This window comes from Vibrio sp. vnigr-6D03, from assembly GCF_002835515.1.
GTDB lineage: Bacteria > Pseudomonadota > Gammaproteobacteria > Enterobacterales > Vibrionaceae > Vibrio > Vibrio penaeicida.
Genome location: NZ_PIZL01000021.1, coordinates 86,080 through 112,846, shown reverse-complemented (window position 1 = coordinate 112,846; position 26,767 = coordinate 86,080). Strand labels below are relative to the sequence as shown.

General features: G+C 45.8%; 3 protein-coding genes. All 3 read right to left on the bottom strand.

What is annotated here, in order from left to right; all coding sequences use genetic code 11:
- Positions 1–54: 54 nt before the first annotated feature.
- Genes CW749_RS18390 through CW749_RS18380 form a run of 3 tightly spaced genes read right to left on the bottom strand, consistent with a single transcriptional unit; the run spans position 55 to position 26,655 of the window.
- Positions 55–9,282, bottom strand: a complete 9,228-nt coding sequence (locus CW749_RS18390) for a non-ribosomal peptide synthetase (RefSeq protein WP_101113735.1) — start codon at positions 9,280–9,282, stop codon at positions 55–57.
- Positions 9,275–21,445 carry a non-ribosomal peptide synthetase gene (locus CW749_RS18385; RefSeq protein WP_101113734.1) on the bottom strand — a complete coding sequence of 4,057 codons (12,171 nt, stop codon included), beginning with the start codon at positions 21,443–21,445 and terminating at the stop codon, positions 9,275–9,277. Before CW749_RS18385 ends, CW749_RS18390 begins: the two co-directional genes overlap by 8 nt.
- The gene (locus CW749_RS18380) at positions 21,445–26,655 is read right to left on the bottom strand and encodes a non-ribosomal peptide synthetase (RefSeq protein ID WP_101113733.1); all 5,211 of its coding nucleotides are present in this window, start codon (positions 26,653–26,655) and stop codon (positions 21,445–21,447) included. Before CW749_RS18380 ends, CW749_RS18385 begins: the two co-directional genes overlap by 1 nt.
- Positions 26,656–26,767 lie beyond the last annotated feature (112 nt).

Genomic DNA, 26,767 nt, shown 5'->3' with positions numbered 1-26,767 from the left:
AACCTAAACCCTAAACGCCCTCTCATTGAGCAGGGCGTTTTCATTTAGGCTTCCCTAATGTGGTGCAGTTTCCACTATCTTGGATAACATATCGCGTGATCCCGCTTCATTCAAAATCGAGTAATGGTCTCCATTAACTTCATAAATATTGATATCAGAAAGAACGTTTAGCCACGATTCTGTGACATCGATTTTCTCAGTTGGAGAATGCTCCGACGCAACAAACAACCAAGCTTGCTTAACGTGAACTTTGCTAGGTTTGTATTGCCTCAACGCATTGGCATTCTTCTGGCAAGCAGAAACAACGCGCTCCAAATACTGGCGTGCTTCACTACCATTTGTATGCATGGCATCGACAATGTCATTCACTGAACTGCGCTCGTTCAATCGCCCTTTGAGTTCAGGGTATTGTTGCAAAACCTCTTTAACAAAAACCGAATTGGCAAGCTCAGGAAGATGCTGTGAAGAATGGTTAAGTGCAGGAGGGTCTATCAAAACCAGCTCTACATCGTCACCTAATTGCTTCACCATTTCCTGCGCCACTACTGCACCAAAAGACCAACCAATCACGCGCTTTACTTGATGAAAAGAAATTTGAGCGCAATACTCTTGAGCGCATATTTGAATCGTATTCAATGACGCCCCTCCTTCCAATAAAGGATCTCGAATAGCGATCAGTTCTCTGCTTTTCGGATAACACTCTCGCCATTTTCGGTAACCAGACACATCACCGCCTACCGGATGAATCAGTACGTCTACGTGCCGGATTTTTTCTAACTCGCCGCTTTTTTCTAACTCATCACTTCTTTCTAAATGGGCGTTTTTTTCTATATGCTCATTTTCCTCTGAGTAAAGACCAGCTTCCAAATGAAGAGTAAGTGAATCAATGGAAACATTCTGATTCAGTTGCACCAAGGTAAAAGCATTAGGAAATAATTCGTTTAGTGCATCCAACAAATCGAGCACAGTTAACGAATCACCGCCTAAATCGTAAAAGCAAACATCGGGGTCGATATCACTCTCTTCCATCCCCAACACTTGTGCAAATAACGCTGTTAGCTTAAGGCGAATGTCTAGATTATTGTTCGCATCCTCGACAAACGAATTCTTTGAATATCCGCTTTGTTCGGTGCTGTTTTTATCATTACGAGTACGGACGTCCCGATGATTAATCGAATGAAAGAAATCGCGTGCATCGACCTGATTTAAAGGCGACACATACAAACAGCCTTCGAATAGACTATGTGTCACCCTATCAAAAACCATTAGCCCCTCTTGTGGCGTTATCGCAAAATCTGTTTTATTGATGTCTTTTGCCATGCCTGTTTGCAGCCATGTCGGGAAATTAACCGAAATCATTCGTGTTGTTGAACCCCCTCGACAGGAAGACATCTGATTCAGAAACGCATTTGCTGCGTTGTAATCGGTTTGCCCAGCCACAGGATAAATGGAAGACATCGACGAGCAATACAAAACAAATTCCGGCTTCAACGTATCGATCGAATGAGCCAGCTGAATGGCTCCTAGCACTTTAGCGCCCACGTTTTGTTGGAGAGTATCGGCATTGAGCGTATGTATCATCGCACCGCCAGCTAGCCCAGCGGCGTGAACAATGCCTTTTACACAGCCAAAAGTTTGGTGAATTTGTTCCACCAGCGATTGCCATTGCGTACCATTTGAGATGTCGCACTGGATGTGTTGTTCACTCACACCTTGCTGAATGCTTTGTTGCTTTGCTGATCGAGATAGTCCTATCACCACGTTTTGACTATCTTGCGCTAAAAGGTGCTGGGTTAAATGCCGTCCAATGCCTCCTTTCGAACCCGTAACAATATACACGTTGGATTCATTGCTTTGTTTAGGCAGATCTTGCTCTTTCGGCAAATCAAACTTTGTTGATTCAATAGGTGATTCTACAAATGATCGCTGCCATAAATAGCCATGGCGCAAAGCGAAAAAGGGCTCATTCGGTTGACTAGAACTGGCGCTCGATGAACTGAATAGATGGGTCAAAGAAGCCGCTAAATCGGATGACGACTCACTTTCACTCACATCCAAACAGTACCCATTCATACGTGGGTTTTCTATGGTCATGGTTTTAACCAAACCATTCATTAAAGCGCTATCAGGGTTAACCAGCTCGTTTCCCAACACCTCTGCTGAGTTCGAATTTAAGAAAATCACTTGGATGTCAGTTGTTGAACTGCAAGATTGCAAGGCTTGAACCAGCTCAACTCGTTGCCACAGAGGTTGTATAAAGCCACTTCCTGAATGATCACTTTGGCTAAATACGACTACATTTAGCTGCGCAACCTGGTTGGATTCAATGTTCAACCATGCTTGCAAGTCTGTGGAGTCGGAAACGTGAGTGACTTGATTACCTTGCTGCTGATAATGGGCTATGACCTCATCACGATACTCACTTTTTTTGCCAATAAAGAGGGTTTGATTGTTTACCCCTTTAACCGTTTTTACTCGAAGAACCCGCTGCCAGCTTTCTTCCAAAAACCACTGTTCAAATGGCGCTCGATTTCGCTCTGCCGTGTGCTGGAGTTCACTGGTTTGTATGGGTTTTACATAATATGGACTCAAGTACGATTTAGTATTGAATGGGGTTGGCGTGACATTCCATTTGAGAGCGCCATTAATGGCGTCATCGAAAGCTCCAAGGATCACATGCGCGTTTGTGCCTCCCATACCAAAACTGCTGACGCTAGCGAATCTATTCCGACCTTCCCAAGCACGGGCTTGCGTGCTCAAAGTAAACCCAGCCGCTTTAAAATCAATGGCTTCATTTGGACTGTCCGACCAAAGCGTTGCCGGGTAATGTTGGTGATATAGGCACAAAGCCGTACGAATGAACCCTGCTACACCAGCTGCACTGCCTAAATGTCCCATCTGACTTTTAAGGGATCCTAGCTGACATACCACCTTGGTGTCTGGTGACTTTCGGTTCGCGTCAAACGCGGCGGATAAAGCTTCCACTTCAATGGGGTCGCCCAAAGGAGTGCCAGTACCATGCGCTTCTACATACTGTACTTGTTCAGAAAATATTTGGGCATTTCGCTGGGCTTGTACGATAACATCGCGCTGACCATGAACAGAAGGAGCATAAAAGCTGACTTTGTTTCCACCGTCGTTATTTACGGCACTGCCTTTCACGACGCAGTAAATACGGTCGCCATCTTGCTTTGCTAAGTCCAGCCTTTTGAGTACAACCACTCCTATTCCATTGGCTGGAACCGTACCGCTCGCCTGATTGGAAAAAGGTTTGCAATGCCCATCTTCCGATAAAATCATCCCTTTCCTGAATGGGTAGCCATCTAAAGTCTCAAGATCAGCGTTCACACCGCCAGCCAACGCGATATCGCAATCCCCCAGTTGAACTTGCTGACAAGCCTGATGGATCGCCACCAAAGAACTAGAACAAGCCGTTTGAGCCGTAATAGCTGGACCAGAAAGATTAAGGTGGTACGCAATACGTGTGGCAATGAAATCTTTCTCGTTCAATAGTGATAAATGGTATGGGTCGATTTTTTCTTCACCATATTTAGCAATGGCTGGACCATAAGTATTGTCACTCGCACTCATGAAAACGCCGATCTTTCGAGCATCTTTTGATAGAGGGGAATGGGGTTCCATATCGGAACCATTCGAACCAACCTTTCTCTCTATATGTGTATTCTCTATGCCTGCATTCTCTAGAGCATGAACAGCAGTCATTAATGCATGCCGCTGCTGGGGGTCCATCAACTTTGCGTCGTGCTCGGAAATACCAAAGTAAGCTGGGTCGAAATCTGTTACCCCTAGCATACTTGAACGGACAGAAACCCAATTTTCCTCATCAAACTTTTCGCTGTTTTTGTCTAATGGAATGCGCTCAATACACTCCTTGCCATTTTTAATGACTTCCCAAAACTCCGATAAATCATTCGCCGCTGGCAAGTTCACAGCCATACCAATAACCGCAATATCGTGGCTTTTTTCTATCTCACGGTTAACGGCTTTGCGGCTTTCTTTGGTTTGAGTACTTCCCTTACGCTCATTGCGTTCATTACTTTCGAACTCAGCGCAAGAAGCCTCTTCTTGCATTAGAAATTCTGCCAATTTACGGATACTAGGATAAGCAAAAAGATCGACCAGATTAATCGGGGGGAATTGAGAACAAAGCCATTCGTCTTGCAATAATTGGCTATGCATTTTCATAAGATTTAAAGAGTTAAAACCCGATTCAAAAAATGGGGTATCTGGATGAATCTGAGCACCATTTTGTTGGCTGAACATCGAAATCAAATGATTAACTAAAGGCGATTCTGAATGTGCTTTCTCTTGTTCACTATTATTGATTTTTGTTGCCAAATCGGGAATTGGAAGCGCATCACGATCCAGCTTGCCATTCGGTGTTTCCGGCAAAGTATCCACCGAACAAAAGTGGCTGGGTATCATGTGGTTGGGTAGCTGTTTAGCCAACACGTCCATGACAACTTGCTGCTTGTTCGCAAGCTGACTTTCACTAAGCTCTATATATGCCACCAGCAGTGTGTTGTCGCTTTGTTTTAACGCCACAGCACTGCGCACGTTAGGCAAAGCAAGCGCTAATGCGGCTTCGATGTCACCTAATTCAATTCGATAACCATTAAGCTTAATTTGATCGTCTTCTCGCCCGCAGAATATAAGTTCTCCATTTGTGTTCCAGTAACCAAAATCACCCGTTTTATAACAACGCTGAATTGCGCCGTTGATATCCAAATGAACGAAACGATCTCGGGTCTTTTCAGCTTGATTCAAGTACCCCAATGCGACACCACTTCCACTAATGTGTATTTCACCAATCACGTTCTGGGCACAGAGCTGCGCGTTTCGATTTAAGACATGAAGATTTACCCCACAAATAGGATGACCGATTGGCAAAGCCGCATCATCATATTGATTCATTTGAGGCGGATATACATAGGTAGAGCAACCGACAGTCGCTTCAGTTGGACCATATTCATTGATCAATTTCGCCGAAGGAAGCCACTGCTGACATTGCTTTGCAGTAGCGGTATCAAATGCTTCACCACCGACTACGAAGCGATGTGCCAGTTCTAATTGCTCTTTTCCCAAGTAATGATTCAGGGCTTTTAGGTGGGTGGGCGTTAATTTGAATACCATCGGCTCCGTAGCATTTTTGATGGTACTGGCTAGCGAGTGAACATCATTCCCGTCTTGCGGTATCAGCTTCACCGTTTTACCCGCCATTAAAGGCGCGATTAAAGTGGTTACTGTTGCATCAAAATTTACGGAAGAAGACACCACGCCAGCGCTCACTTGCGCGTCTTCAAAATAATGATTAACGCAATGGTCGAGGTAATTCAGTAATGCATCGTGTGGTATCTCTACCCCTTTCGGAACACCGGTAGAACCTGAAGTGTAAATAACATAGGCTCTGTCGCTGCCCTGCTTTTCAATCACCTCTGGCGGTGTGGTGACACCTAAGCGTTCTGAGCTTTGCTGGGACTCTTTGTGCGATTCTTTGTTAGTGACTGGCTTCAACTCAAAACTCGAAGTCAGACAATAAATAGGGCTAGAAATCGAATGAGCTGCGCTTTTATTAGAGCTGCTATTGCGGACAAAGCTATGTAAATTGCCCTCCTCCGTTAACAGCAAATCGAGGTCTGCTAACTCACACATAGTGTTTAAACGCTGCTTCGGGTAATCAGGGTCGAGGGGAAGATACGCCGCGCCCGACTTTAAAATAGCCATGACCGCCACTACCAGCTCAATACCCCGATAAAAGCTCAGCCCGACAAGCGTCTCACTTGGAACCTGTTGGTATTGGGCACGCAAGACAACGGCAAGCTTTTCACTTTTCGCCTCCAGTGCTTGATAACTGAGCTGTTGCCCTTCCATCTCCACCGCAATATTTTGTAGCGACACCGAAGCTTGATAAGCAAACCAATCCTCGACGCGGTGCCAAGGTAAAGAAGGCGATCTCGATTTATGCTCCTGCAATTGAGGTTTCGAGAATTCAGCAACTTGTGCCAACTGAGATGGCGACAAATGGGGTACCTGTTGAATCGCTCGATTTAATGATTGGAATAAATGGGTTGAAAGGGTCATAAATGAAGACACTATGGCATTGGCTGCCTCATTCGATATCTTTTTACCCTGATATTCCAATACCAATTCCGCATTGTCACCGCAGTCGGTCACGAACAAGGTAATGGGAAATTTTGCTTCACCACTAAACAACGTTTGTGCGTTTATCTCCGCCCCTTTGATGGCGAGAATACTAGGATCGGTATTTTCCAAAACCAACATACTTTCAATAACATCATCGCTAATACCACTTACAGAACGCTGCTGCACTATGCTCGCGACATCTGCAAAATCCACCTGCTGATGCTTCTGAATTTGCGTAACGTTATGATGCGTTTTGTTTAGAAACTTGCTGACTTCTAACCCTATTGGCATCTCAATATTAAAAAGGCAGGTATTCGCACACATACCAACCAAATTTTCAAAACTGCCACCTTCTCGATTTGCCACTGGGGACGCTATCGCCACGCGATCTTGATGAAAATACCGATTTAGCGTTAAGCCCCAAACGCCAAGTAATGCACTGAACAGCGACATACCTCTATTTTGGGCATTACTTTTTAGTGCATTCCACTCTTTTGGCGTGAACGTCTTTTTCACCACACCATCAGGTTCAACTTGCTTGTGCACCAAAGATAGTGACGAAAACAAACTCGGCACGATGTTCAACGGCTGACTTCGCCAAAACTCGATATGCTTTTGATAAGAACTTGCGGCAATAGCCGTTTGTCTTTGCTGGCTAAAATGACGGTATTTTGAAACTTTTCTATCTACTTTAAGCGCCTGATTCGATGTGAACGCTTCATACGCACGGCTTAAATCATTCAGTAGAACATTGATGCTCCACCCATCAACAATTAAATGATGAAAACAAAGAACGAGATGATAAGTAGCTTGCTGCTGACTCCCATCTACTTTGATTAAATCGGATGTAAACAGCGGGGCAGTTTCAATGTTGAAGCGCTGAGTCACACGAGCATTAATGGCTTCATTGACTGAGTGTTCTGGCATAAGTTGGTATCGTAAGGAAACCACCTCATCTTGGAACTCGCATTCCTCGACTTTGACACCTGTACTCGATGTGGAAAATTGACTTCTCAATGCACCGTGTTGTTTTACAACACTTATCCACGCCTTCTGCAATGCTTCAACATCCACCTTTCCAGTCAGTGTGAAAACAAAAGGGGCATTGTAAGCCGTTGAATCGGTATTTAAATATTGCAGTAACGCCAAACGGCTTTGTTCTGGCGAGGCTGAATAGACATTCGATTGAGTTTCTGTTCTCGACTCCAAGCCACTTTCTGGTTTTTTTTCAGATTCCGATTCAAATTCAGATAACGCAGCATATTGCTGTTCTATATCGGTCGCCAGATGAATCAAGCTTGTGCCCGCCATAAAGTCGCCGACACTGAGCTCTAGGCTCCCCGATAATTGCTTTCTCAAACGAGCAATAATTCGCATGGCTTTCAGCGAATCACCGCCATTCTCGACCAAGGTGTTTTCTAAAAAGCTATTTTCTAAAAAGCTGCCATTTTGGTTGGGGCTGCTTTCTAACCTCAATATGTCGCTAACGACGGAAACAAATAGCTTACCGACCGTCGGGGCAAACACGTCAATCTGATCGCCAAGTTGTGCAGTGCTTTGCTCACTAACTAGTTCAACATGCTCCATATCTCTGAGCCGACGTTTGTCTAACTTGCCGTTTTTATTGAGAGGTGCTTGAGAGATAGTAAAAAAACGATGCGGCACCATGTAACTCGGTAAATGCTGACGGATGTACTGCCTCAACGCCTCTTTAGACACTCGTGAATGCAGAGATAAATACGCGTAGATATCCGTTTCTTGCCCTTTTACAGAAACACAAGAAGCATGCAGTACATTCGGATGAGACTGAATACATTGCTCGATTTCAGACAACTCAATCCGATGCCCTCGTACTTTGACTTGTTGATCCGCCCGCCCCAAGAACTCGATGTCGCCTTGCTCGTTTTGCATACCCAGGTCACCACTGAGGTAAACGTGTTCCTTTAACCAAGGCAAATACACAAACCGTTCTGCGCTTCGGGTTTCATCGCCGTAATATCCTTGCGCCAGAGCAGGACCCGCAATCGCGATCTCGCCAACCTCACCAGACAGAGCTAGCCTGTTTTGTTCCACCACAACATAGACTTGAGTACGATTAATGCCCTTACCTATTGGCACTCTCGCATCACGAATATACTGTTCGACATTTTCGGGTAGCAGGCGATGGCATGCACTAAACGTCGTGCATTCAGTAGGGCCATATACGTTGTATAACGCGGGATAATCACTACCTGCAAACCCAGCACTCGTTGCAGCATCGAAAAAGGGGGCGGCATTACTGGCGACAAACGCTTCACCACCAACGAGTAGATGCTTGATGTGCACAAGGCTTTGTGGGAACTCCAACACCATAAGATTGAACAGCCCCGTCGTCATAAAAGCGACATCCAACGCAGACTGTTCTATTTTGGATGCCAAAGCTTGAGGATCGTTGATCTCTTCTTGCGTGAATACCACCGCAGTCGCACCGTTTAGCAAGGCACCCCAAACTTCAAACGTTAATGCATCAAATGAAGGGTTCGCGAAATTACCGACGCGTTTTCCAGATGTCAGCGGCACGTAATTGGGTTGATGAACCACACTTTTAATGCCGGAGTTTAGAACAGAAACACCTTTCGGCAACCCCGTTGAACCTGATGTAAAAAACAGGCAAGCCAGCGTATCGGGGGAAGCTGTAAACGTTTTGAATTCAACTGTTTCCCCGCTTTTAACTTGCGATAAGGCATGGCTAAACTCAGCCTTAAAGTCGAACAATTCTGCGACACTGTTCTCCGCTTCTTCATGACGCCATAATTCTATTTGCTCGCTATAACTCAATACAGTTCGAATATCGCATTGCTCAAACAGTGCTTGTCTACGGCTTACGGGCATACTCGGTTCAATAGGCACATAACAAGCACCTAGTTTGATCACCGCGACCATGGTTGCGATCAATTCTGCGGAGCGAGGCAAACACAAGCCTACATGTACCCCTTCATGAACGCCTATGTTCACCAAAGATGACGCCAACGCATTAGAAATCGAATCCAGTTCTGAATAACTAAGGCTCAGGTTCCCATCTTCAACTGCGATTTGATTACCCTGTTCTGTCACCACCTGCATGAATTGCTCAATCATGTGAAAGCTCCTTCTCGATCATACGGGCGACGGAATCAATGTAAGGTGGTTCCAGCAACGTCGAGTGATCACCCTGAATGGTTTTCACTTGGATGGTCGCGGCGACTTTAGCTGACCAAAAATCTCGCATCAGTTGCAGGTGTTCCTCGTCTTTATCATCGGTTGCCAATACTAGGATCGTTGGGGCGCTAGACACATCAAGAGTCAGTTTTTTTAATGTATCCAGATGGTGGTTATACAGGCGGTGATAGCGTTCAATTTGTTGGTCTTTAATACCAGGGTACATGCCGTTGTAAGTAACGAGTTTCTGACGAAACACTTCATTCGAAACAGGTTGAATTTTGGCAAGCGCCGCTCTATTTTCAGTGGCTTCACTGTCGAGAACCACCGCCGTCGAGAACGAACAACCTCGCGCTTTCATTACCCTCGCCATCTCGAAAGACACGATTCCACCATAGGAAGCGCCAACAAACACATGGGGCTTGTCTAACAGCGATTTAACTTGGTCTAAATAGTAGTGAGCCATGGCTTGTACATCGGGTAAAAAATCTTCATCCGTATCAACACCCTTCGCTTGAATTCCGTAGACACCATATTCTTCAGGCATGGCTTTAGCGAAAGAAAGGTAACCAAATGCTGTACCACCCGCAGGGTGAATACAAATTACATTCTTACCATTTTGACTGGGTCGAAACTCAATCACACCGTGGGGCCAATTCGACGACGGCTGCCGTTGATTGGATAGCTGAGGTTGATTGGATAACTGAGGCTGATTGGACGCCTCAGCACGAACCAATCCGCCTAATGCCTCAATGGTAGGGTGATTAATAAGTTCCGATACTGGGATACGTACTGCGAACTGCTTATCAATAAAGTGCATCACTTTGATCGCAGCGATTGAAGAGCCCCCGACATCGAAAAAGTTATCGCGTATTCCGATTTCTTTCTCTAACAGAATCTCGCGCCATATCCGGTATAGCGCCATTTCCACATCGTCTCTTGGCGCACCGGTATTCACTTGTTTCTGATTGCTGTTTTCGACCAATGTAGCTAACGATTTAGCGTCTATTTTTCCATTGGGTGTTAGTGGCATTTCTTCCACGGTAACCCAAAGTGTAGGCACCATAAAATTGGGTAATATGGATCCTAAAAGCTCTTTAAGTTGCGTTAGTTTTGCTTCTGAATCTTCAACGTTTGCAAATTGAATCGCTGCATAAAGTTGTTTTTCTGTTCCCTGATTTAGAGTGCCAACATAAGCTGCCTCTACACTGTCGCTCGCTAATATTCGCAGTTGAACCTCAGAAAGTTCGAGTCTTTGCCCCCGAATTTTGACCTGATGATCGACACGCGAAACAAATTCCAGTTGACCTTCTTGGTTGTAACGCACCAAATCGCCTGTTCTGTATAGGCGTTCTATATGGTTGGCACCAAGCTGTTGATGTACAAAACGTTCAGCAGTTAAATCACTTCGACCAAAATAGCCTTTTGCCAATCCTTTCCCACCTACGTACAGCTCCCCTATTTGCCCTAATGGAACCAACTGTTGGCGATGATTTAAAACATACGCAGTGGAATTCGCCGTTGCGCGACCCATGGGGTAATCAGAACGAAGATCGGTGATCTCGTAGGTAGAACATATTGTGGAATTTTCTGCGGGCCCATAAACGTTTACAAGGTGCTTAGGTTTTCCGTATTCAAATATCGATTCAATGGTTTTCCCGTTAACGGCTTCACCACCAAAAAGAAGATACTCTACGTTCTCAAACAAATTCGGTTTAAGCTCCACTAATTGATTCATCAACGCGGTCGCCATACAGAATACCTTGATGTTGTGAGTTGATATCTGCTCGGATAATCGGTTCACGTCCTGTACTTCGTCGTCTTTTAACACCACGACGGTTGCACCATTGATTAGCGCTCCCCAGATATCAAAACTAGAAGCATCGAAAGAGAAGTTACTCACTTGCCCCACTGTGGTTTCAGGAGTAATCGACACAAAATTGGTGTTTTTCAATAAGCGAACCACGCCGCTATGTGGCACTTCCACACCCTTAGGTTGCCCCGTAGAACCCGATGTAAAGATCACCATCGCACTGTCACCAAGGTCGCGTTTGACACTGTAAAAACTGCTTGGCTGTTCCCATACATTCATGTGTTGTGGGGAAATATCGATTACGTGGTAGCGCGAATTGCTTGAGAGAAATTCCGCATTGCCATCCGTTAGAATGCATTGTGTTTCCGACAACGAAACCAATAATTCAATGCGTTCTCTTGGGTAATTCGCGTCCATCGGCACATACAAAGCTCCGAGCTTTAATACTGCCAGTACCGCCAAAACCATCTCTGCTGAGCGTTCAACGCATACACCAACGCGATCATTTTCTTGAATGCCTTTGGATTGCAAATGATGGGCAATCCTATCCGCAGCCAGATTTAACTCGTGATATGTCCAGCGCCTGTCGCCTTCAATTAATGCGGTTTTATTGGGTGCGCTCGCTGAAAAATGTTCCACCCACCCATGAATCGATTGTGTCGGGATCTCAGTTTGCGTGTTATTCAACTCGCGTAACAGGTAATGCTGCTCTTGCTCACCCAACATTGGAATGTCTCGCAACGCAGAGCGCGAATTACTTGAAAAGGCGTGCAGCACGTTTTCTAAATGTGTAACTAACTGCCGCATCTGCCAATCGGTAAACTTGCTGCAATCGTAAGTTGCAGACAATTCCAACTGGGAGGTTTTATTGTTCTCGTTGGCTGTAGACGCAGATTTGTACGCTTGAAGCGAAATGCCATAATTAGTGTGCTCTACCGATTCGACTGCGGCGATTTGCCAACTCCCATCATGCTGGGCATTCCTTGCTTCTTCGCTCACAGGGTAGTTTTCAACCACCAAAATGCTGTCAAATAAGGCTTGAGAAGCACTGCCTGCTTGCGCTTGAATCTCGAACAAAGGCAAGAAACTGAACTCTTCAGACTGCGCATTTTGAACGTGTAACTTTTGTAGCCAGAGGTTTAATGAAGCTGAGAGATCAACATCAACCACTACAGGCACCGTGTTGATAAATAGCCCTATCATGGTTTCAGAACCAGTCAGTGATGCCGGTCGACCAGAAACCGTCGAGCCAAATACCACCTGTTCGCACCCAGAATAGGTCGACAGCAATAATGCCCACGCACCTTGAAGTACGGTATTTAAAGTGCATCCCGATTCTCTTGCTAGTCGTTCTAAACCTTGGGTTTGCTGCGAAGACAACGACAGCGGCAATGTTTTGAATCTTTGGTCGCCCTTGTTAGCGCCTAAAGACTCGTTAGCTTGCTCCGAGAACGACTTTAAAGGCAGCGGTGTAGGTTCTTCAAAACGAGAGAGTTGAACTCGCCAATACTGCCGAGCAAGTTGATGATCTTGATTTTGTAACCAATCAATGTAGCGGCGATAAGGCTTGGCAGACGGCAATGCCAACGTAGAAGCGTTCTCGCAAGCCGCATAGCAAGCTCGAAGCTCGCTCACGATTATAGGCAGACACCAACCATCCAACAGTGCATGGTGGGTGGACCAAATCAGTTTTCCCTGACCCTTTGAAAGTTGTATCCAATGAAACTTAGTGAGCGTTGGTGAAGACACATCAAAACCTTCCCACTTTTCTTGATGTGCAATGACGTCCACTTTGTCTTGTAATTCACCGCTGCTGTTTTGCGCATCACAACCGTTCCCTGCACCAAGACTGGTTAGATTCGTATGCTGCCAGCGCAGTATCCCCTCTTTTGCAACGCGCTGATATCGCGTTCCTTCCTCTGAAAGCGCGAACGACGTTTTTAATATATCGTGTCGATTGATAACAGCCTGCCATGCCAATTTGAGAATATCGGGATCGACGTTATCCAATGTGAGGGTAAGCTGGGTAACATACGCATCTTTTTCCAGCTCACTATGGAACAGCAAGCCTTGCTGCATACCCGTTGCCGGATATACATCAATCAAAGGAAGGGATACGTTTTTATGTGCTGCTTCCCAAGCGTCGATGTCTACTTGGTGTAAATCAGGTGTGCGAAAATCGGAAGGAGTGCGGCGAGTCGTTTCTTGCTGAACACAGTGATCAATAATCTGCGTGAGTTGTTTTTGAAATTGAACGGAAAACGCACTAATCTGTTCGTGGGAAAGACAGCCTGTATCGTAGTCCAGATCGAACGACAGAACGCCATCGCTTACTCGGCAGTTAAACGCCATCGCACGTGGCGTCATGTGCCCTTTCGAACCGTCTTCGGCTCTAAATCCCGATACGACTGAAAAGGCTGCCTGGTTTTTTTCAATCGAATCTGGTGCTGTATCACCACCAAACTGACCAAGAAAGTTAAACAATATGTCTGGCTGAGCGACGTTTTTATCGAGCGAGTCCGTGTACGATTTTAGCCAACTGTACCCCACACCTTTGTCTGGCACACTGCGAACTTGCTCTTTAATCGAGCAAATCAGATCGGATATTTGGGCACTATTCCCTGACAAATTCATCGGGTATATGGACGTAAACCACCCGACTGTTTCACTTAAATCGGCATTTTTCCCATTTAGACAAAGGTGCTCGGCATGTCGACCGTGCGCCTCTAAGGCAATAGAAAGGGAAGCGAACTTTCTCTTACCTGCGTTGCTCCCTTCAATTTTCTTATCTTCCCCACATTCGGTATCGCAGCCCAAACTGAGAAGCAAGGCAACCAAAAGAATATCTTGAGTATTGGTTCCGTAAGCACGATGAGCAGATTGAGTCAGTTTTTGCGTTTGGCTCGCCCCAATATCGAATTCAATGTGCGCCATCACTGGATCTTGTGAAGAACGGAAACGCGGCTTAATCGAGGCTTCTACCTTTCTCCAGTATGGAATTGCTTTCGCGCCTGCATCACCAGTAATCCATTCGAGATTACGCTGCGACCAAGCAGAAAACGACAAGGTTTTAGCAGGCCGGAAATCGTCGGGATGGAGCAGCAACGCTTGCAAGTCATCCAACAGAATTCGCCAAGACACCCCATCAATAACCAAATGGTGGGCCACCACAAACAGCTTGTTGGTTTGCACGGATCGATCGGTAATTTTTACAAATCGGAACAACGGACCTTGTGTGATATCCAGCTCATCAATGACACGATCGCACACAGCGGCAAGTTCGCTTTGGCTCTGAACCGCGATATCGCTTAACGCCTGTTGTAACCACTCATCGGTTATTTCCTGGTGGGTAGCTCGCCATACTTCTGTATTTCCACTCTTCGAATTATCACCATCCAAATGAAAAGAAAGCCTCAGCGCATCGTGTTTGTTGACTAATGATTCCACCACCGAAACGTAATGTTCATCGGTTATCGCTTGATGTAACTCAAGCAGAATAGACTGGTTGAATCGATGAGGGCTCTCTGCATTCTTGGCGTGGAAAAAGAATTCTTTTTGAACGGGTAGTAGCGGCATTTCACCACTAACAGAAAGAGATGAGGTTGTATGTGAAAATTCACCTTCTAACGGATTATCATCATGGATAGAAACAATATCTGCCAATGCAGCGACCGTCGGCGCTTCAAATAACTGACGCACCGTGTAGCGAACGTCCTCCGAAGAACAGCGCGACACACTTTGCATAGCAACGATAGAATCGCCCCCGAGTGCAAAAAAGTTGTCATTCACATCGATATTTTCCAACCCAAGCAGCCTTTGCCATACTTGGGCTATGACCTGTTCCACTTGTGTTTTAGGGGAAGGACTTTGAGCAGCATCATTTGACGATAAAGAGTGAGAAGCCCGTTGAATGGACCTAGTGCTTGGCAATGCGGTTTGATCGATTTTCCCATTAGGGGTAAGAGGCCAAACATCCACAAATGCCCAAGCACTGGGCATCATATAGTCTGGTAGTGTGTGTTCTAGCTGGTTTCTTACCGAGAATAAGAACTCTGCGCTTATATCTTGCGTTGACTCCATCTCAGAGTTCATCGCTTTTAAACTCGTATCCCACTGAATGTAAGCGTTTAAAACCAGCGTGCCTCTGTCATTTTTTTCTGCCAGCACTTTGGCCGACTTCACGCCTGAAACTCGTGAGATACAATGCTCGATTTCACCCAGCTCTACGCGGTGCCCACGAATTTTCACTTGATTGTCAGATCGCCCAAAGAATTCGAGCTCTCCCCGAGCATTCAGCCGAACCACATCACCACTGTCGTAATAAACGGTATCGCTGTTTTCCAATTTCCTGAACTTATCTTTTGTCAGCTCAGGCTTACCTACATACCCTCGCGCAACACCGACTCCACTCAAATACAAGCGCCCTTTTGCACCTTGCGGTACAGGGAGATAAAAATCATCTAATAGTGCGTAACCAACGCCTGCGATCGGTTTCCCTATCACATTCGCGACATCGCCTTTTTCATACCGATGAACGGTAGAACATACGCTGTTTTCCGTCGGTCCGTATTCATTGAAAAGCTGTGTTCGATTAACTAATGAATGAATAAGATCGGCATCTGTTGCCTCCCCCGACACCACCATTCGTGGAATCAAATCCCCCTGCGCAGACACATCCAGCTCTTTTAGCAACGCTGGAGGAATGTACGCCACGGCATAATGCTCCGGTTGATAGAGTTTGGCTTGCAGCTTATCGATATCAAAGCGCTCCGCTTCCGAAACGATATGTAGCGGACGACCACTGGCAAGGGCTCCCCAAATACTGGCTACCGATGTATCGAACGCAAAATTGGTTAAGTAAAGAAAACCAGCGGAGTCACTGATATCCGATGTACTCAGGTTTAAGTACTCATTTTGGTTTTGAATGTAATTCGCCACACCTTGGTGCTCGACCATCACCCCTTTCGATTGCCCTGTCGACCCTGAGGTATAAATGATGTACGCCAGCTGTTTAGGGGACAATTGTTTATGAGGTAATTGTTTAGAAGATAAGCGACTAATCTGCTCGCCCAAAAGCGATTCTGACTCGATGGGTATCAACCTCTCATCCGACAGTTCAGGCAAGGAGGTTTTCGCAAGCTTTATCGACGTCAGAACAAATTGTGCTCCGCTGTCTTCAATAATTTGGATAAGTCTTTGACTCGGCTGGTTGCTGTCCAGCGGCACATACGCGCCACCTGCTTTTACAACACCAAGCATGGCAATGATCATCTCTGGCGAACGGTCCAGCACAATGGCTATCGGTTCTTCCGGCTTCACACCTTTGCTAGCGAGCATATTCGCTACCCGATTTGCCAGTGCATTCAAACGCTCAAAACTGATCTCACGCTCTTCACACACAAGCGCAATACCCTTTGGATGACGCGCTACCTGTTTGTCGAACAACGCCAATAACGTCGTAGATTGGTCGTCTGATTTTACGTTATCGGCTTCTATGTCGAACACGCTCCAATCAGCAAGGGCGTGTGTTTTCACCTCGGATTTAGGTTCTGCAACGAGCTTGGAAATCAATGTTTCAAAACTCACGGCCATGGACTCTATCGTCGCCTGCTCAAAAATATCACTGGAGAAATTCCAAGAGAGTGCAATCCCATCTGAGGATTGTCTAACACCCAACGTTAAATCAAACCTAGCCTCAGTAGAATTTGGGGACACTGCCGCTGCCTGAGTGAAACCAAAATCAATGGTCTCATGGCTTTCTTGCTCCATTGAAAGCATAACTTGGAAGATTGGAGGGCAATTGAGCTGACGGCGATGATTAACCAGCGAGATGATGTGTTCAAATGGCAAAGATTGATGCTCAAAATCTTGCAAAATGTGTTGATGATTTCGTTTGAGTAAGGACTCAAAACTATCGGATGGTTCCACCTTTGCGCGAAGCGGCAGGTTGTTCACAAAAAAGCCGACCAAGTCGTCTAACTCTTTTCGCTCACGGTTTGCAACGGGCGTCCCTATCACGATCTCTTCAACTCCAGAGTAGCGTGTCAGCAAAAGAGAGAAAGCACTGTAAATAACGTTAAACAACGTCGTGCTGTGTTGCTTAGCTGAGGAGGTGAGATTCGCTGACAATTTCTCCCCCAAGGAACGTTTGAACGCTTTACCTTGGTAAGTTGGTGTTTCTGGGCGCGCAAAGTCGAGTGGCAGAGCGTGCTGTTCGGGGGAGTCCTTTAGCCGTTGTTCCCAATAGGCTTCTAAACGATGTCGAAGACAGCTTTCATGACCGTATTGTTCCCGTTGCCACGCCGCATAATCGCGGTATTGCAATGGTAACGGCTTTAAATCTTTGCTCGAATGGTTAGAACAAAATGAGAGATAGTAATGCTGAAGTTCGTTTAGCAGTATCGATAAAGATAAGCCGTCTGTCGCGATATGGTGAACCACTATAAATAAGCGACTTTTACGCTCTCCTAGCTTGGCTACCCCAACTCTGAATACTTCGCCTCTAGCCAATTCAAAAGGCGTATCAACCATTTTCCTTTCGAACTCACCTAACTCTTGCTCTTTTTTCTGCTCGGTTTGCTCAGTAACATCTTCAGTAAAAAATTGGAATGCATCTTCGCCCATCGTGATTTGTTCAGCACTCGAAGCTCCGTTTGAACCTTCGATCACTTGATACCCCGTTTGGAGTATTTGATGGCGTTGAATCAAAGCCAGACAGGCTTGATAAAGTGCCTGATGATTTATGTTTTCGTCCACATCATAAATTAAAGGTACCGCGTAAAATCGCCCTTTTGCTTCAAGTAAATCTAACGCCCACAAGCGTTGCTGAGAGTATGATAGTGGCGCAACACTCTTGGGCTCGACTCTCGGAATAATGGGTATGGAATCATTACTCTTTTGTTCTGAGAAGTTGATGAGTTGCTCATCGAGAACCGCTGCCATTTGTTCAATTGTGGGGGCGTCAAACAACACTTTAAGTGACAAGCGAACACCAAAATGCTCCTGAATTTGGCTGATCATTTTGATCGCGAGAAGAGAGTGCCCTCCTAATGAAAAGAAGCTTGCCTCTATATTCTGGATATCTTGTTCGAGTAATTCCGACCATATCGCACAAAGCGAACGCTCGGTATCAGATGTGGGTACCTTGCTTTCGGATTGCAGGTGAAACGTCGGAAGAGGCAGTGCGCGCCGGTCTACTTTACGGTTGTCCGTTAGTGGAAACTCAGGCAATACCATAATGAAATTTGGCATCATGTACCTTGGAAGCGCCCGTTCCAACCTTGATTTCAATGCTTCTTCTAGCTCAAGACTATCGGCTTGGCTTTTGATGTAGGCAACCAATATCTGCGGCTCACCTATTGACGGTTCAGTGCCCGTTATCCGGCTTTTAGGTATCGCAGTCACTAGGCTTTGTTCAACGTCTGAGTGCTGCCTTATTTGATGCTCAATATCACCCAGCTCAATTCGAAATCCATTCACTTTTACTTGGAAATCTTTACGCCCAACAATTTCGATAGTCCCGTCTGGCAACCATCTTCCCAAATCACCCGTTTGGTATAAGCGATGCTTTTCTTTTAGAAAAGGATCAATGCGGTATTTTTCAGTCGTGAGTTCTGGCTGCCCTAGATATCCTCTCGTGACGTTGTCACCAGAAAGGTACACCTCGCCAATGCAACCAATAGGGCGGTGTTGATGAAAATCATCCAGAACATAGTAATGGTTGTTCGGAAATGCACGCCCAACATGGATGCGTGGGTTATCGAGAAATGCTTCGTTGCCGGAACAATAGACCGTGGTTTCTGTCGGTCCGTACAAGTTATAAAACCGAGCCGTGGTTCCGCTGCTCAATAGCTTATCGTGAAGCTGCCTGCCAAGTGCATCACCACCCGTCAGCATTTTCAAACCATCGTATGGCTGCCAACCGTCGTCGATCAGCATTTGCCATGTTGAAGGCGTACCTTGCATCATACTTATGCTGTATTTCTGCTGACATTGCGTTATAGAAGAAGGAGAACGCGTTTGCTCCCAATTCAGCAGCACCACTTTTGCTCCCAACATTAGCGGTAAATACATTTCCGTTACGTGGATATCAAACGCGGGTGGTGCAATGGACGCGACGACATCCGTTGGTTCCAACTCGACTGTGTCCTGCAATGAAAACAGAAAGTTCGAAACGTTTTTGTGTTCAACCATCACGCCTTTTGGAACACCTGTGGAGCCGGACGTATAAATCACATACGCAAGATGGTCTGGCTGCGACGCGATTCCCCGTTCACTAGGATTTGTATGAGCAAGCGGGTCTGAATGTGAAGCTGGGAGGGGCTCGGTCCAAAAATCGGGCTCACTTAAATCCACAACTGTATGAACGGATTGAGCTGTTGCTCTATCCAATTCAAAGGAACCTGCCACCAGCAGCACTTCGACAGACGCCAAAGACAGTATTTGATTCAAGCGCTGCTCTGGGTGATTAGGATCCAGCGGTAAATACGCTGCACCACTTTTTAATATCCCCAAAATACCAACCAAAGACGTGTGCGACCAAGCATCAATCAGGCCGACACATTGATCGTATTTCACACCTTTATCAATCAAGTAGTTTGCAAGGCGGTTAGCCTTTTCGTTTAACGCGTGATAGCTGAGGCTTTCAACGCCTCCATTGGCATTGGACCATTCGCACGCAACGCTATCCGGGGTTTTGGCGACTTGTTCTTCAAACAGCGTGACAAACGTTTTGTCTAGAGGGTAGTCCTTACCAGTTTGATTCCAAGACGCGATGGTTTGCTCGGCTTTCAGCGAAATCAACGGTAATTGATGAATGGTGGATTCAGGGTCAGCCAATACGCCTTGAATCAGTGCATTCAACGCTTCTTGCAGCGATGTGATGGTAGTTTCATGGAAAAGGTTATCAGCAAACACCCACGTCGCCTCCAACACCTCCCCTTTGTCCATGACGTGAAGTTCAAGTTCGAAGTTGATGTTGCTGCGCTCTACCACCACGTTTTCGCACGGAATACCATCGATATCGAGTTGAAACTCTCCTTCTTCGTGCAACGCAAACAGCACTTGTAAAATGGGTGAAAAGCCACTTCTTCTCTCATGCCCTAGTTGTTGAACAATGCGTTCGAATGGCACATCTTGATGGCGAAACGCTTCCGCTATTTTGGTTTTTGAATGCTTGAGTAAACTCAGAAAGGTATGATCATCGTCGAGATTAAAACGAAGGGCTAAGGTGTTAACAAAAAAGCCAATAAGTTTCTCTGAACCCGACACTTGACGCCCAGCGACTGGCGTACCCGTTACTACATCGGTTCGCTCTGTCCAACGCCCAATCAACAGTGAGAAAAACGTTTGAAGTAACGTAAATAACGAAACCCCTTGTTGCTGGGCAAAGGCTCTGAGTGTCGCGGTTAAATGTTTATCCAGAATTTGTCGGCTAATCGCGCCCGAAAACTCAGGCGTATCGGGGCGTGGAAAATCAGGGGTTAAGCTGTTGAGCTCTTCAACACCTTTCATTTGCTTAAACCAATACGCTTCTCCGGCTTTTAAAGCCGTATTACCCTCAGTTTGTTGCCATGCGGCATAATCGCCGTACTGATAATCTAAAACTTGTTCAATCTTCCCTGTAGACAAATACTCATTAAGGGCATTGAAAAAAAGTCGGTAAGACAAACCGTCAAACACAATATGATGGAATACAAACAGGATCAGAGTGCTATTCGAGTTTGAACTGGCTTTTGTGCTCACTCTGAATAAAGGGGCTTCAGATAAAGTAAATGGTCGGCTTGCCTCTTCCGCCATCCATTCCTCATCTGTTACAGCATTGGAAATACTTGGTGTATCAGAACATTCAGAAATAGTGAATAGAACGTCTGGTAATATCACCTGTTCAGGTATGCCATCATTAATCTGGAATTGCGTTTTGAGCACCTGATGCTTTTCGATAATGGCATTAATGGCATTTTCCAGCTTCTCAATGCTTGGCTTACCACTCATTCGAAACGCTGTCGCCATATTGTAAGGTGCTTTATCTCCGTATAACGTTTCTAAGTAAAATAGCCGTTGCTGCGCAGACGTTAAGGGAAATCGCAACCTGTTGGCTTCTTTCTTTGGGATACTGGTGCTTTGCTTTGTGTGTTGCTGCAAAAACGCAATCACTTCGGATTTACTGCTGCGCAATGCCGTGGCTAATTCTTTGCTCAGACCATTTTTGGCTTTATATTTTAAGGCGCCGTTATCCAGATAAAGGTGTACACCTTGCGATTTCGCTAACCGAATCAATTCGTGAGCCATTAGATTTCGCCCTCTTCCAAGAATTCGGAATCGGATCCTTCGCCTTCAATGTCACCCCCACTTCCAGAGATGCTAGAGAAACCGCCGTCTTGAACCGCGAGAATACTCTCGATGTAACTCGCCAATTCACGCACCGTGCTGAATTCAAAAAAGTCACTCATTTGAAGCTCGACCCCTTGCTCCATCCGGATACGAGCAATAATCCGCATGGCCAAAAGCGAATGCCCTCCAATCGAGAAAAAGTTGTCGGTAACACTGAGTGAAGGCAGCTCTAAACATTCCAGCCAGATAGCGAGAATGGCCTCTTCCATAGCACCGCTGGCACTCTCATAGGTGGTTTCTTCTTCAAACGGTGAAGGCAAACGACGTTTATCAAGCTTGCCTTGTTCAGTAAGTGGAAGGGAATCTAAGATCAGAGTGGCACTGGGACGCATGTATTCAGGTAGGGTCTTTTTAAGAGACACGCGTACTTTTCTTGCTAGCTGGCGTTCATACTTGGTGCTGTTACTTTTCCATGCAATCGCATCATGATCCGTTAAGGTTACATAAGCGTATATTGCGCCTTGCCTAACAACCACAGCAGCTTGCGCCACCTCTTCAAGTTGTAAAAGTTGAGCGCTAATTTCCCCTAAAGAAACACGATAGCCCCGAACTTTAACTTCATCATTCAACCGCCCGAGATATTCAAGTTCACCGCTAGGTAACCAGCGAACCAAATCCCCTGTTTTGTACCAACGAATATCCGAAGCAAACGACGAAACATCCCCTAGGGAAAAGCGTTCTTGGGTTAATTCCGCTTGATTAAGATAGCCATTGGCTATGCCAGCGCCCCCCATGAATAATTCTCCGGGAACACCGATGGGAGCTATGCCGCCATCAATAATCACTGCCGCAAAAGCATTGGCGATAGGTCGCCCTATCGGCGGTGCTAACGACTCCGATTCATCATCGCCCCCTGTTTTAGGAGTAAGCTTGGCAAACGTCGCGTCGATGGTGGTTTCTGTAGGGCCATACAGATTGTAAAAGCTGGCATCAAATCCTTCTGGAAACACAACATTACCAAGTGCGTCCCCACCGACCAGTAGGTTTTTAAGCGAGCTTGGCCATTTAAACTGGCTGGCACAAGCGGCTTCAAGTAACCCTGTCGGTAAACAGCTATGAGTGACGTTGTGGCTGTTCATGCAATCGGATAACGCTGTGAGGTTGTCTCGATCTTTATCTTCAATCAAAATCACATGCCCAGCGGACATAAGCAAAGGAAAAACCTCGGCTAAAAAGGCATCAAAACCAGCAAAAGCAAGGCTCGTTCCGATACTATCTTCGTTCAATTTGAATTGGTCGATGTGCCAGCAACATTCATTATGAAGCGACGATTGCGTTACCTCGACGCCTTTTGGAACGCCAGTAGAGCCAGATGTGTACAACACGTAAGCACTTAGATTGTCTTCAAAAATAGGGGTTCGCCAAACACGGCTGGTGCTTTCAATTCCAAAGCACTGGGCAATGTCCAGCGTGAGCGGTGCTAACGATCCAACGGCTTCATTGTTGTCTTGATGAACCGAGCCACGTCCATCAAAAAGCAGTATCGAAATATTGGCATCTTGCGCCATAAATGCCTGACGCTGACGCGGTAAACTCGGGTCTATAACCACCGCACAACCGCCTAACTTAAACACCGCAAGCATGGATGCCACTAGCTCAATGGAGCGACCTGCTGAAATACCAACTCGATCACCAGGTTCAATACCCAGAGCATCCATATCAATGGCAATTTGGCTTGCCGTTCTATCCAGTTCAGCGTAGGTGATATTTTGATTATTCGTACTCAGTGCCACTTTTTGTGGGAAGTTCTGAACCCCCTTTTCAATCAAAGCGGCGATGCTCGATTTGGCGTATTTGTGTCGAACAGGGTGAGATAGCGCACCGCCAACACCCCAGTCCTCAACCAAGCACTTAGATTGATTAGGTGTTATCGCCGATACAGAAGATAAAGGCTGTGATGCCATGGATTCATAGCTTTCACTCAACTGCAAAAACAAGTCATGGAAGCTTTCCAAAAATACAGCGATTTCTTCGGGTGAATACACATCGCTCCGGTATTCCCACAAAAAATGAACCTCACCGTCTTGATTGAACGACTCGCCACGCGGCACAACCAAACAATCTAAGTCGAACTTAGAGGTTTCCGAAATCATGGTTTCGTCTTTGTACCAGTCCAGATCAGGCATGGCATCAACATCGATAGGCGTATCGTGAAAGCCCAACAGAACATTAAAAAACGGATTACTGACGGAAGATCTATCTGGGTTTAACGCTTCCACTATTTTTGTGAACGGCAGCTCTTGGTTGTCTTGCGCCTCATCAATCACACGTTGGGTCTCGGCAAGAAAGTCAGAAACGCACTGCGTCGAGTCCATCGCCTGTCGAAGGACCAATGTGTTCACCAACATGCCGAGGGTACCGTGAGAATCTCGCCAATTTCGGTTAGCAAAAGCAGAGCCAAATGTGAGGTCTTGTTGACCTGAATATCGCCACATACAGAGATAAAGCACAGCGGAAGTAAAAGCGAATGGCGTCATGCCGAGCTGCTGACATCGATGTTCCATTGATGCCCACTGGGCTTTGGTAAACACCATTTTTTGATGCCCACCAGAAAAACCGAGGGAATGGGATTGCTTGCCAAATAGCGCGACCCCTTGGGGGTTACCTTCTAGCTTACTTTTCCAGTAATCCAGTTGTTCGGTCGCTTCTTTCGACTCTAACCAAGCCTGTTGCGCCACATGAAAATCATAATATTGCGCGACAGGTTCTGGCGTCCATTTGGCATCGCTAGATTCCTTACCATGTGAGTAAGCGCGGTACGCTTCCATCATTTCCCGAGTAAATTCGCTGCCGCTCCAACCATCGTGAATAATATGATGCTCTTGGTGCAACAGCACGTGATCGGTAGGGCTAAATCGGATTAATACGAACTCGGCAAGAGGTAGCGTTGAAAGATCGGAAATACCTGGAAGTTCTTGAGTCAACACACGATCAATAACGGCTTTTTTATCTAGGATTATGTTGCCATTTGAGCCAGCTTCAGCGTGCTCTATGACCGATTCGGCTTCAATTACCTTGAGCTTCATTTCGAAACTGGGCAGCACAGTTTGCATAGGTTCACCAGATTCATCGTTGAAAATGGTTCGATAGATGTCATGACGAGCAAACAAGGCGTTGAGCGATTTTTCCAATGCATGAATGTTCAATTCACCCGAAAAGTGAATCGCCGCTTCTGCAAGGTAGGCTTTACTCTCCGGTTGCTGCTTGGACATATACCAAGCTACTAATTGTTGGCTTGATAAATCGAACATTTCTGGTCTGTTTTGGTGTTGAACTAAAGCTTTTGAAATAGCTTCGGTTTTTGAATTAGCACCAGTTTTTGAATTGGCATCGGCTATAGGAGTTAAACCCTTCGCAGAGATAAGATTCTCAACCCCTGAAATGGTTGGGTTCTCCCTAAACTCGCGCATGCTCAGGTTGCAATTGAAAACTCGGTTTATTTGGTTGATCAACCGAATGGATGCAATTGAGTCGCCCCCTTTCTGATAGAAATGATCATCATCGGCTAAATCTACTCCCCCAAGTTCTGATGCAAACAATGCTTTCAGAACATTATCACTCTGCGTGACAGCCTTTTTTGAATCAGCAAGATGAATGTTTTGAATAGCCAAGCGATCGACTTTCAAGTTTGCCGTTAGTGGCATGGAATCCAGCCATTGAAACACTCTTGGTAAATGGCTTTCAGGTAACATTTCGGTTAGTTGCTGGCGCACATGATCGGTTTCATCACCTGTGACTTTTTCGTTTCCGGAGATAAACGCTGCCAGATACTTGTTCCCATCTGAGTCATGCTTGACTACAACACACACGTTTTCTACCGATTGAAGCGACTTGAGGCTTTGCTCGATCTCTTCCAGTTCCACTCGATTGCCACGAATTTTAACTTGATGATCTTTTCGCCCAACAAAATGCAGCTCTCCCTTTGAGTCCAACTTCACTAAGTCGCCGGTTTTATACCAAGTCCGTCCATCTTGACGTTGTTCAAACGATTTGGCGGTCTGACTCGGGTTGTTTATATAGCCTAAAGATAACCCCACCCCAGTTGCCCAGAGCTCCCCTACTTCATCCGTATCAACGGGAGCGCCACTATCCCCAACAACCAAAACCTCGGTTCGGTCAATCGGCTGGCCCAAGGTGATTGGCTCGGCATCCTGCACGGAATGTAACGAGGTACAAATCGACATTTCCATCGGACCATAGCCATTAAAAACACTGCACTTTTGGGTCCATTGCCACAACAAGCTTGGGTCGGCAACATCTCCAACAGATGCCATGGCTTTTAATGCGTATGAACGGTTGATGTCCAAGTATGGCAACATAGTTGAAGGAAAAATTGCGTGCGTGACCTGCTTTCGAGCTACAAATTCTGCCAACGCATCCGGTGCTGTGCGGTCATCATCTGGAATGATCACTAGTTGAGCGCCGTTAGTCAGAGCCAAAAGCCATTCAAGTGTCGCAGAATCAAACCCTAACGACGCGTAATGGAGGACAGTGGAAGTGGCATCAAGCCTCATCTTTTCGCTGAGTGAAAAACTGGTATTGAGTAAACCAAGATGCGTTAATGCAGCGCCTTTTGGTACTCCTGTTGATCCAGAAGTATGAAGAATACACGCCACATCATGAACTGTTGGAGAACGACCATCTGCAGACGAAGGGTCTTCTGTAACTCGTAAGTTTTTAATCAATCCTCTTTTCACAGACGGGTCATCGCCGTGATTGGAGAGTTCACTAAATGTGTTGCCTTCATCGCAAATCAGATAGTCGCAGTTCGCGTTTTCATACATATAACGCTTCCTGTCTGCTGGCTGGTTGGGATCGATAGGCACATAGATTGCCCCAGCTTTAAGGACACCGAGCATGGCAATGATCATGTCATTTCCACGCTCAAGTGAAATACCAACAGACAACACAGAAGCCGACGATTCGTTTTGTATCAAGCTAATGTGATAGGCAACATTGTTGCTAAGAACATCAACCTGTGCATAGGTTAAAAATTCAACATTATCATCTAAGGCAGGGGAATCAGGAGAAAGACGTACGTTATCTGTAAATTTACTTATAATTGAGTCAGTTATGGATTTTTTGTTTTTTTTATCGTTTGAAGTCATCTGCCACTGCCTATCTTTTTGATACAAAAATTTACATATTCTTATACAATATCCTGAAGTTTGTAAACGACTTGTTAAAGTTTATAATGGTTTGCTCATAAAACTAATTTTT